Genomic DNA, 10,040 nt, shown 5'->3' with positions numbered 1-10,040 from the left:
GGCGGCCGCCGGGCGCGAGGAGGCGCCGGAGCGTCGCGACGCGGGCCGGCTCGCGCGCGAGCGCGCTCCCGTCGGCGACGAGCACGAGGTCGAAGGTGCCGGCCCGCAGCGCCTCGGGCTCGGCGGCGCGGAACTGCACGAACGGGTGGTGCCCGGCCTCGCGCGCGGCGGCGAGCTCCGGCTCGCTCGGCGCGATGGAGAGGACCGCCGCCGCCCCGCGCTCGGCGAGGAACAGCGCGGTCGCGCCGTCGGAGGCCGCCGCCGCGCCGATCTCCAGCACGCGGCGGCCGGCGAGGAGCGGCTCGATGAAGCTGTAGCGCGCGAGCAGATCGCCCGCGCCGTTGCGCGCGTGAAAGGGGGCCATGGCGCGGCGATGTTACCACCCCGGCCCCGGGCGTCCGGCGGCGGGGCCCGCGGCGCTTAGGCGGGCGGCCCGCGGGGAGCGCGGGGGTCGGAGAGGAGCGGAGGTGTGCGCACCTCGGGGCGGCGGCCCCGCCACGGCGCGGACCTAGCGCTTCTCGCCGCCCGACTCCCCCGATGGCGGTGCCGGGGCCGACTCGGGCGCGGTCGGGGCCGCCTGGGCCGGCGCCCCGGGCTGCGCCGCCGGCTGCGCGCCCTGCCCGCTCTGCTGGGACCGCTGCGCGCTGGCCGCATTCCGGAGCGCGATCGAGGCGGCGTCGAGCGCGGGCTCGACGTCGTGAAGGAGCGCGCGCGCGTCGTTCGCGCGGGCGGAGCGCGAGGCGCCCGTGTGCCGCAGCTTCTCCGTCGCGTCGCGCAGCTCGCCGACGGCGCGATCGAGGAGCCGCTGCGCCTCGTAGAACCCGGACTCGGCGCGGAGCGCGGAGAGGTCCTCGCGCTGCGTGGGCGAGAGGCCGGCGAGCCGCTCGGCGCGGGAGAGGTAGCCGAGCCCGCGCTCGAGCCGCGCCGCGTCGCCGCTCGCGATCTCCTCGCGCGCCCAGCCGGAGAGGAGATCGTAGATCCCCTGGTCGAGCAGGCTCCGCTCCTCGAACGCGCGCTCCGCCGGGAGCGGCTTGCCGGGGGGCGCCACGATGGGCTCGTACGCCTGCGCCTGCGACGGATCGGCGGTCTTGAAGGTCTGCCGGCCCAAGGGCGCGAGGATGCCGCGCATCACCACGAGGCGCCCCTCGTCCGGAACGAGGTACCAGGTGCGCGCGTTCCGCTCCGAGACGAGCCACAGGACGAGCGCGAGGAGCCCCACGATCGCGACCCACGCGACCGCCGCCCTTGCCCCGCCGCCGCGCCGCGGCGTCCTCGTCGTGTCGTCCGCCACGAGTGTCCTCCCGCGCTGCGCGACGGTTCGCGCGCTCGCGATCGCCTTCCGCGCCGCGAACCGCGCCGTCGCTAGAGCCTCGTGCCGGCGGGCCTCTCGCCCGCGGCCGGTCACGAATGACGACTACCCCTTCACACCCGCGGCACGCCCACGAACGGCAGGTTCCGCATCTTGCCGTCCCAGTCCAGCCCGTAGCCCACCACGAACTCGTCGCCGATCTCGAAGCCGCGGTACTGGATGGGCACCTTCACGACCGCGCGCGACGGCTTCTCGAGGAGCGCGCACACCTGCACGCTCGCGGGCTTGCGCGTCGCGAGGTTGTCGAGGAGGTACCGCATCGAGAGCCCGGTATCGACGATGTCCTCGACGAGGAGCACGTCCTTGCCCTCGATCGGCCGGGTGAGATCGCTCGTGATCTGCACGACCCCGGTCGAGCGGGTGCCCTGGTACGAGGAGATGCCGATGAAGTCGATGGAGATCGGCAGGTCGATCGCCCGCACCAGGTCGGCGAGGAAGATGAAGCTCCCCTTCAGCACCCCGACCACCACGAGCGAGCGTCCCGCGTGATCGCGCGTGATCTCGGCGCCGAGCGCCGCGACCCGCGCCTGCAGGTCCGCCTGCGAGATGAGGACGTCGACCTTGCCCGCGCCGCTAGACATAGGCGTTGTTCAGGATCTCCCCGAAGCCGCCGCCGCCGGGGACGATGTACTGGTGGTCGTCGAGGCCGCGCTCCTCGTCCCAGCGCGTGCCCGGGATCGTCGCGAGGACGTCCGGCGCCGAGAGGCCGCGGTCCACCCGGATCGCGTAGACGACGACGTCGGGGTGCGCCCGCGTCATCGTGCGGAGGTACTCCGGGGTGACGATGAGGTGGATGTTCACGATCCGCCGGGGCCTGCCGGGGACCTTCGTCTTGTAGGTCTGGATGGCGGTCGAGAGCGAGCTGCCCGTCGCGCCCATCGGGTCGGGGAAGAGCAGGAACGCCTCGTCGATGTCCCCGCCGATCTTCATGCCCCCGATGCCGGCGCCGACGACCTCCTCGTTCACCCCGAGCATGCGGCTCATGATGATGTGGTCCTGCCGCACGAGCGAGGGCTCCAGCGTCTCGTTCAGGAGGTCGTAGGCGACCTGCGACGGGAGCGCGCCCGCCCGGGCGATGTTCACCGTCACGGCGCGGACCGCCCGGTCGATGACCTCGCCCTCGAAGATCCCCTGGGGGGAGGTGTCGATCATGCGCGTCGGGACCGAGACGCGCCGGCGCGGGAACTCGACGTTGAGGACGGTGCGGATGAGGTCCTCGTAGAGGATGCGCACGAGCCGGCTGATGTCGGGCTGGCGCGTCTCCTTCGCGCAGAGCGTCGCGAGGTGTCCGAGGAGGAACGGGTTCGCGACGATGTGCACGTTCTCGCCGTAGCGGTGCTCGATCTCGGAGAGCCGGAACGGGACGGTGTCGTAGCTGCGGTCTCGCACGGGCGGGGAGCATAATGCTTGTCCCCCCGGATTCCTCTGCCTAAATGAGCGGCCATGCCCGAGACCGCCCCCGCCCCGAGGAGCGCCGCGTGGGAGACGCTCGCGGCCGTCATGTGCGACGTGCGGGCGCTCGGGGGCGCCGTCTCCCTCCTTCAGTGGGACCAGGAGACGTTCATGCCGGCGAAGGGCGCGGTCGCCCGCGGCGACCAGCTCGCCGCGGTCCAGGCCGCCCTCCACGAGCGGCTCACCCAGCCCCGCGTCGCCGAGGCGCTCGACCTCGCCGAGCGCGAGGCCTCCGGGGATCCCGACCGCGCCGCCGCCCTCCGCGCGCTCCGCTTCGATCACGAGCGCGCCGCGCGCGTGCCGCAGGACCTCGTCCGCGCGCTCGCGCAGGCCCAGGCGGAAGGCGTCGACGCCTGGAAGGCGGCCCGCAACGCGCGCGCCTTCGCCCTCTTCGCCCCCAAGCTCGCCCGGCTCGTCGAGCTCCGGCGCGAGCAGGCCGACGCGCTCATGCCCATGCTGGCGCGGAGGCCGGAGGCGCAGCCGGACCCCGGCGCGTCCGAACCCTACGACGCGCTCCTCGAGGGCTACGAGCCCGGCATGCGCGTCGCCCGCCTCGAGCCCATCCTCCGCCGGCTCGTCGGGTGGCTCTCGCCGCTCGTCGCGGCGATCGACGCGGCCCCTGCGCCCGAGGACGGGTTCCTCTCCGGCCGCTTCGACGGCGAGGCCCAGTGGGGCTTCACCCTCGAGCTCCTCGCGGCGCTCGGCTTCGACCCCGCGGCCGGCCGGCAGGATCGCTCGCTCCACCCCTTCACCCTCGGCCTCGACCCGGGCGACGTGCGCGTCACGACGCGCGTCTACGAGGCGCAGCCGCTCTCCGCGATCTTCTCCACGCTCCACGAGGCCGGCCACGGGCTCTACGAGCAGCACCTCCCCGGCGAGCACCGCCGCTCCCTGCTCTGCGCCGCGCCGTCGATGGGGATCCACGAGTCGCAGTCGCGCCTGTGGGAGAACCTGGTCGGCCGCTCGCTTCCGTTCTGGCGTGCGTTCCTGCCGCGGCTCGCCGCGCGCTTCCCGCAGCTCGCCGGGGTCGCGCCCGCCGACTTCCACCGGGCGGTGAACCGCGTCGAGCGCTCGCTCGTGCGCGTCGAGGCGGACGAGGTCACCTACAACCTCCACGTCGCGCTGCGCTTCGAGCTCGAGCTCGGGATGATGCGCGGCACGCTCGCGGTGTCGGACCTCCCCGAGGCGTGGGCGGCGCGCTCCGAGGCGCTCCTCGGCGTCCGGCCGCGCGACGACGCGGAGGGGGTGCTGCAGGACATTCACTGGGCGTGGGGAGACCTCGGCTACTTCCCGACCTACACGCTCGGCAACCTCTACGCCGCGACGCTCTTCGCCGCCGCCGGGCGCGCGCTCCCCGGGCTCGACGACGCCATCGCCGCGGGCGATCTCGCCCCGCTGCGGCGCTGGCTCGCCGAGAAGGTCTACCGCGTCGGCCGCCGCAAGGACGCCGAGGACATCGTGCGCGACGCGGCCGGGGTGGGGCTCACCGACGCGGACTTCGAACGCTACGTGAAGACGAAGTACGGCGCGCTCTACGGCCTCACGCTCTGACCGGGGTGGCGCCATGCCCTTCGCAGGGCGACGCGCGGGCGGGGCCGCAGGGCGCGCGCCGCCTGTGGTAGGAGCGACGCGTGCGCCTCCAGACGATCGCCCCTGCGAAGGTGAACCTCGTCCTGCGCGTCGGCCCGCCGCGGAAGGACGGCTTCCACGGCATCCGCTCGCTCATGGTCCCGCTCGACCTCGGCGACCGCGTGGACGTCACGGTGGGCGAACGCGCGGGGCCGGTCACCTGCCGCGTGCCGGGCCGCCCCGAGCTCGACGGCGCCTCGAACCTCGCCGCCCGCGCGGCGGAGCGCTTCCGCGCGCGCTTCGGGATCGAGCGCGCCGTGGCCATCCGCATCGCGAAGCGAGTCCCGGTCACCGCCGGCCTCGGCGGCGGCTCGTCCGACGCGGCCGCGGTGCTCCGCTGCCTCGCGCGCGCGTTCCGGATCCGCGACGCCGGGGCGCTCGCGTCGATCGCGGCGGAGGTCGGCTCCGACGTGCCGTTCTTCCTCGGCCCCGGCCCGGCGTGGGCCGAGGGCCGCGGCGAGCGGCTCACGCCGGCCGACGTGGCGCCTCAGCACCTCGTGCTCGTCTACCCGACCGCTCCCGAGCTCGCCATCCGCGCCGGCGACGCCTACCGCTGGCTCGACGCAGCGCGGCACGGCCGCAGCCCCCGGCTCGCGCCACGCTTCGATCGCTTCGATCCGTCCCGCGCGGGGAACGATCTCGAGCCGCCCTGTCTCGCGGAGCGGCCGCCCCTGAAGACGCTCTTGGGGCTGCTTGTGGGTCGCGGCGCGACGGCCGCTATAATGTCCGGAAGCGGGCCCACCGTGTTCGGGCTTTTTCCCAGCAAGAACGCGGCGGCGCGAGCGGCGCGGACGATCGCGGAGGAGATCGTCGCGCAGGACGTGAGGGTCCTCGCCGCGAGGACGGTGCGACGGCATCCGGGGGTTACGCCATGGAGATCACCGAGGTCCGCGTCTTCCCCGTGAACGAAGAGAAGCTGAAGGCGTACGTCACGATCACCCTCGACGACTGCTTCGTCATCCGCGACCTCAAGGTGATCAACGGCAACACCGGCCTCTTCATCGCGATGCCGGCGAAGCGCCGCAAGGACGGCACGTTCAAGGACATCGCCCACCCGCTCAACACCGAGACGCGGGAGCGGATGGAGCGGACGATCCTCGCCCAGTACGAGCGCGAGGTGCACAAGGGGGCGGCTCCCCGCCCGACCGGCACCGATCCGCACGACGCCTGACGCGGCGCCGGTCTCGCTTTTCCGCTCCGGCGCGCTTGCCCGTTGGGTCCGTCCGACGGTTCCGGTATATGTGGCGCCGCCGACGGCCTCCCCTCCCCGGGGCCGTCGTCTGTTCTTCGCGGGATCACGCCGGAGCGCGCGATGCAATTCCTTGGAAATCGGCCCGACTACCGGGTCTTCTCGGGCAACTCGAACCGGAAGCTCGCCGAGGCGATCTGCAAGGAGCTCGGCCGGCCCCTCGGCCACGCGACGGTCGGGCGCTTCTCCGACGGCGAGATCCAGGTCGAGATCGGCGAGAACGTCCGCGGGCTCGACACGTTCGTCGTCCAGTCCACCTCCCCGGACGCGAACACGAACGCGATGGAGCTCCTCATCATGATGGACGCGCTGAAGCGCGCGTCCGCGGGCTCCATCACCGCCGTCATGCCCTACTACGGGTACGCGCGGCAGGACCGGAAGGTCGCCTCGCGCTCGCCCATCACCGCGAAGCTCGTCGCGGACCTCCTCGTGGCGGCGGGCGCGACGCGCGTCGTCTCGATGGACATGCACGCCGGCCAGATCCAGGGCTTCTTCAACGTGCCGTTCGACCACCTCTACGCCGCGCCCGTGCTCGTCGAGCACATGCGCAAGCGCTTCGACGGCGACACCCAGAACGTGGTGGTCGTCTCGCCGGACGCCGGCGGCGTGGAGCGCGCCCGCGCCTACGCGAAGCGGCTCGGGTCCACCCTCGGCATCATCGACAAGCGGCGCACGAAGCCGAACGTCGCCGAGATCATGAACGTCATCGGCGAGGTGCAGGGGAAGATCGCCGTGCTCCTCGACGACATGATCGACACCGCCGGCACGCTCACCCAGGCGGCGAACGCGCTCATGGACAAGGGCGCGCTCAAGGTCTACGCGTACGCGACGCACGCGGTGCTCTCCGGCCCGGCCGTCGAGCGGATCGTGAAGAGCCCGATCGAGGAGGTCGTGGTGACCGACACGATCACCCTCCGCCCGGAGGCCGAGGCGTGCCGGAAGATCCGCGCGCTCTCGGTCGCGGGGCTCCTCGCCGAGGCCATGCGCCGGATCCACTCGGCCGACTCGCTGTCGAGTTTGTTTGTCTAAGCGGGGGCTGCGCCCCCGCCCCCCCCGGGGGGGGGGGGGCGGGGGCGGGGGGGGGGGGGGCGGGGGCCCCCCCCCCCCCACGGCGAGAGGTCGGTCGTGACCGCTCGGCGGGGCCCCCGACGGTAAACCGCCCCGAACCTCTTGACTCGCCGCGGGGTTTCCGGTAATCACCCGCGCTCCCGTGGCTCCCGGAAGGTCGGGGGCCCTCACACCACCCAGGGCCGGCACGCTCATCCGGCGGCCCCTCGCGCTCCGCTCCTCGATCGGAGCGGCCCGAGTCCATTGGGAGGACGAGAATGGCCGACATCATCGTCAACGCGCAGCGCCGCGAGGGCAAGGGCAAGGGTCCCGCCCGCAGGCTGCGTCAGCAGGGCCTCATCCCCGCGGTCGTCTATGGCCGCAAGCAGGAGCCGACCCACCTCGCGGTGGATCCCAGCGCGCTCCTCAAGGCGATCGAGACCCCTCACAAGTTCAACACCCTCCTCACCCTGAAGCTCGACGGCAGCGACAAGCACGTCCTCTTCAAGGACTGGGCGGTCGATCCCGTCTCGCGGAAGCTCGAGCACGCCGACTTCCTCGAGGTGAGCCTCGAGGAGCCGGTGAAGGTCGACGTGCCGGTCGTCACGACCGGCCGCGCGGCCGGCCAGGCGGAGGGCGGCATCCTCTCGCTCGCGACGCACGAGATCGTGCTCGAGGCGCTCCCGGCGAAGATCCCGGTGCGGATCGAGGTTGACGTCACGAACCTCAAGATCGGCGCCTCGATCCACGTCTCGGAGCTGACCCCGCCCGAGGGGTGCAAGTTCAAGTTCACGACCGACTACGTGATCGCGTTCGTCGCCGTGCCGGAGAAGGAGGAGGTCGTCGCCCCGGTGGCGGCCGCCGTTCCGGGCGCGGCTCCGGCCGAGGGCGCTGCCGCCCCGGCGGGCGCGGCCCCCGCGGCTGCGGGCGCCGCCGCTCCTGCGGCCGAGGGCAAGAAGCCCGAGGCCAAGGGCGCGAAGAAGTAGGCACGCCCTTGAAGCTCGTCGTCGGCCTTGGGAACCCCGGCCCCGACTACGCGCGCACGCGCCACAACGTCGGCTTCCTCGTTGCCGACCGGCTCGCGCTCGCCCTCGGGGCCGAGTTCACCCTCCGCAAGTTCGCCTCCGAGCTGGCGGAGGGGCGGGCGGGCGGCGAGCGGGTCTGGATCATGAAGCCCCAGACCTACATGAACCACTCCGGCGAGGCCGTCGGGCCCGCGCTCCACTTCTGGAAGCTCGGGCGCGAGGACCTCGTCGTCGTGCATGACGACCTCGAGCTCGACCCCTTCCGGATCCAGCTCAAGGTCGGGGGCGGGCACGGCGGGCACAACGGCCTGAAGAGCGTGAACGCCCACGTGGGCGGCCCCGACTACGCGCGCGTTCGCGTCGGCGTGGGCCGGCCGCCGCCGCGGATGGACCCGGCCGACTACGTGCTCGGCCGGTTCTCGAAGGGCGACGAGGCGGAGCTCGAGGACTGCCTCGTGCGCGCCACCGACGCCACCCGGCTCGTCGTCGAGCTGGGCGCGGCGAAGGCGATGAACCAGGTGAACCGCCGCGCGAGCGCGGCGGGATAGCAGCACTCTCCTGCAGCACCCGCCGACCGGCATGGGGCCGGGCGGCGGAGACGGAGACGACTCCTCGCGGCGGGCGAACCGCCGCTTTCAGACCCGAGGGGAGCGACATGGCGGAGACGAGGAAGCTCGTACGCGAGTACGAGACCATCTACCTGCTCAAGGCGGAGACGCCGGACGATCAGGTGGAGGAGATCAAGGAGCGCCTGCGCGGCGTCGTGACGCGCGAGAGCGGCAAGGTCATCCGGTTCACCAACCAGGGCAAGCGGAAGACCGCGTTCCCGGTCGGCAAGAACCCGAAGGCGCTCTACATGCACGTCCTGTACATCGGCCAGCCTGGCCTGGTGGCGGAGCTCGAGCGCAACCTGAAGATGATCGACGTGGTGCAGAAGTTCCAGTCGGTGAAGGTCGCCGACGGCGTGGACTTCGACGCCCGCCAGGTCGAGGCCGACGTGAAGATCCAGGCCGTCGAGGACGAGCAGAAGCCGCGCGAGGAGCGCGGTGAGTTCGTGCCCGGCGAGGAGCCGTTCGAGGCCGAGGCGCCCGAGGCGGAGGAATAGGCCATGGCACGTCCTGACATGGGTGGTCCGAAGAGCAGCGGTGGGTTCGGCGGTCCTCGGAGCGGTGGCGGCTTCGGCGGCGGCGGGTTCGGCGGTGGTGGCGGCGGCGGCGGGGGCTTCGGCTCGCGCGGCGGCGACCGCGGGGATCGCGGCGACCGGGGCGATCGCGACGATCGCGGCGGCGACGAGGGCGGTGGGCGGCGCGGCTTCGGCCGGCGCAAGGTCTGCCGGTTCTGCGCCGACAAGACGCTGAAGGTCGACTACAAGGACCAGTCGCAGATGAAGTACTTCCTGACCGAGCGCGGCAAGATCATCCCCCGCCGCATCAGCGGGAACTGCGCGAAGCACCAGCGCGAGGTGGCCACCGCCGTGAAGCGCGGCCGCATGCTCGCGATCCTGCCCTACACCGTGGGCGGGATGTAAGGGAGGCCGGCGATGAAGCTCATCCTCCGTGAAGACGTCGAGAACCTGGGCAAGGGCGGCGAGCTCGTGGAAGTGAAGCCCGGCTACGGGCGCAACTTCCTGCTCCCCCGCGGCCTCGCGGTCCTCGCGAACCCGAAGAACGTCCGCGAGCTCGAGCACCAGAAGGCCATCGCGACGGCCAAGGCCGCCAAGATGAAGGCGAGCGCGCAGGCCGTCGCGAAGCGGCTCGCCGAGACGCCCATCACCCTCGTGCGCAAGGTCGGCGAGCAGGACAAGCTCTACGGCTCGGTCACGGCGATGGACGTCGCCGAGGCCCTCGCCGCGCGCGGCCTGCAGATCGACCGCCGCTCGATCGATCTCTCCGAGCCGATCAAGACCACGGGCGACTTCGAGGTCCCCGTGAAGCTCCACAGCGAGGTGGTCGGCAAGGCCAAGGTGAAGGTCGAGGCCGAGCCGGCGTAACCGCTCGCCCGCACCGCCTCATCGAGAGGGCCGGTCCTCAGGGGCCGGCCCTCTCCTCGTTTTCGGCCACGCGCCGCGCCCCGCGCCATCGAGGAGGCTCCCTCAGCGGCAGAGGGGCCCGGCGTCCGGCGGCAGCTCGCCCGCGTCGATCGCGGCGGCGCGCGCGCTCGAGAGGGCGGAGTCCGGCCCCCCGGCCACGGCGACGGCGACGGCGCGCCACGCGTCCGCCGCGCGTACCCGGAGCGCCGGGTCCGCCGGCGCCGCGCGGAGCAGCTCCTC

The 10,040-nt window shown here is 73.2% G+C and carries 13 protein-coding genes; 9 read left to right on the top strand and 4 right to left on the bottom strand.

The features are described 5' to 3' along the window. The 4 genes from MNZ39_RS21640 to MNZ39_RS21625 form a co-directional block, all read right to left on the bottom strand. On the bottom strand, positions 1 to 364 hold a 364-nt coding region (locus MNZ39_RS21640), incomplete at its 3' end, for a methyltransferase domain-containing protein (RefSeq protein WP_242341176.1). 144 nt (positions 365 to 508) lie between these two features. Then, positions 509 to 1,291 (bottom strand): hypothetical protein, encoded by a 783-nt coding sequence (locus MNZ39_RS21635; RefSeq protein ID WP_242341175.1) that lies wholly within the window; start codon positions 1,289 to 1,291, stop codon positions 509 to 511. A gap of 131 nt (positions 1,292 to 1,422) precedes the next feature. Next, a complete protein-coding gene (gene hpt, locus MNZ39_RS21630; RefSeq protein WP_242341174.1) occupies positions 1,423 to 1,950 on the bottom strand; it encodes a hypoxanthine phosphoribosyltransferase in 528 nt (175 codons plus the stop codon). Continuing rightward, positions 1,943 to 2,758: a uracil phosphoribosyltransferase gene (locus tag MNZ39_RS21625; protein WP_242341173.1), complete on the bottom strand. Its 816-nt coding sequence runs from the start codon at positions 2,756 to 2,758 to the stop codon at positions 1,943 to 1,945. The genes hpt and MNZ39_RS21625 overlap by 8 nt, the downstream gene beginning before the upstream one ends. A gap of 54 nt (positions 2,759 to 2,812) precedes the next feature. On the opposite strand from MNZ39_RS21625, the gene MNZ39_RS21620 reads away from it, so the two are divergent. From MNZ39_RS21620 to rplI, 9 genes are all read left to right on the top strand, one after another. Beyond that, complete coding sequence (locus MNZ39_RS21620) at positions 2,813 to 4,372, top strand: carboxypeptidase M32 (protein WP_242341172.1); 1,560 nt, start codon at positions 2,813 to 2,815, stop codon at positions 4,370 to 4,372. Between the two features lie 80 nt (positions 4,373 to 4,452). After that, positions 4,453 to 5,355: a 4-(cytidine 5'-diphospho)-2-C-methyl-D-erythritol kinase gene (gene ispE / locus MNZ39_RS21615; RefSeq protein ID WP_242341171.1), complete on the top strand. Its 903-nt coding sequence runs from the start codon at positions 4,453 to 4,455 to the stop codon at positions 5,353 to 5,355. Continuing rightward, complete coding sequence (gene spoVG / locus MNZ39_RS21610) at positions 5,322 to 5,621, top strand: septation regulator SpoVG (protein ID WP_242341170.1); 300 nt, start codon at positions 5,322 to 5,324, stop codon at positions 5,619 to 5,621. Before ispE ends, spoVG begins: the two co-directional genes overlap by 34 nt. A gap of 141 nt (positions 5,622 to 5,762) precedes the next feature. After that, a complete protein-coding gene (locus MNZ39_RS21605; protein WP_242341169.1) occupies positions 5,763 to 6,728 on the top strand; it encodes a ribose-phosphate pyrophosphokinase in 966 nt (321 codons plus the stop codon). A gap of 296 nt (positions 6,729 to 7,024) precedes the next feature. Continuing rightward, entirely contained in the window at positions 7,025 to 7,732 is a 708-nt protein-coding gene (locus MNZ39_RS21600; protein ID WP_242341168.1) for a 50S ribosomal protein L25/general stress protein Ctc, read from the top strand. A gap of 8 nt (positions 7,733 to 7,740) precedes the next feature. Then, on the top strand, positions 7,741 to 8,319 hold the full coding sequence (gene pth / locus MNZ39_RS21595; protein ID WP_242341167.1) for an aminoacyl-tRNA hydrolase: 579 nt from the start codon (positions 7,741 to 7,743) through the stop codon (positions 8,317 to 8,319). A gap of 107 nt (positions 8,320 to 8,426) precedes the next feature. Continuing rightward, entirely contained in the window at positions 8,427 to 8,876 is a 450-nt protein-coding gene (locus MNZ39_RS21590; RefSeq protein ID WP_242341166.1) for a 30S ribosomal protein S6, read from the top strand. Between the two features lie 3 nt (positions 8,877 to 8,879). Beyond that, a complete protein-coding gene (gene rpsR, locus MNZ39_RS21585) occupies positions 8,880 to 9,299 on the top strand; it encodes a 30S ribosomal protein S18 (protein ID WP_242341165.1) in 420 nt (139 codons plus the stop codon). A 12-nt stretch (positions 9,300 to 9,311) separates the two neighbouring features. Beyond that, a complete protein-coding gene (gene rplI / locus MNZ39_RS21580; RefSeq protein WP_242341164.1) occupies positions 9,312 to 9,761 on the top strand; it encodes a 50S ribosomal protein L9 in 450 nt (149 codons plus the stop codon). The last annotated feature ends 279 nt before the right edge of the window (positions 9,762 to 10,040 follow it).

This window comes from Anaeromyxobacter sp. SG66, assembly GCF_022690805.1.
Taxonomy (GTDB): Bacteria; Myxococcota; Myxococcia; order Myxococcales; family Anaeromyxobacteraceae; genus Anaeromyxobacter; species Anaeromyxobacter soli.
The sequence above is the reverse complement of the archived record's forward strand: the minus strand, read 5'-3'. Positions and strand labels throughout refer to the sequence as shown.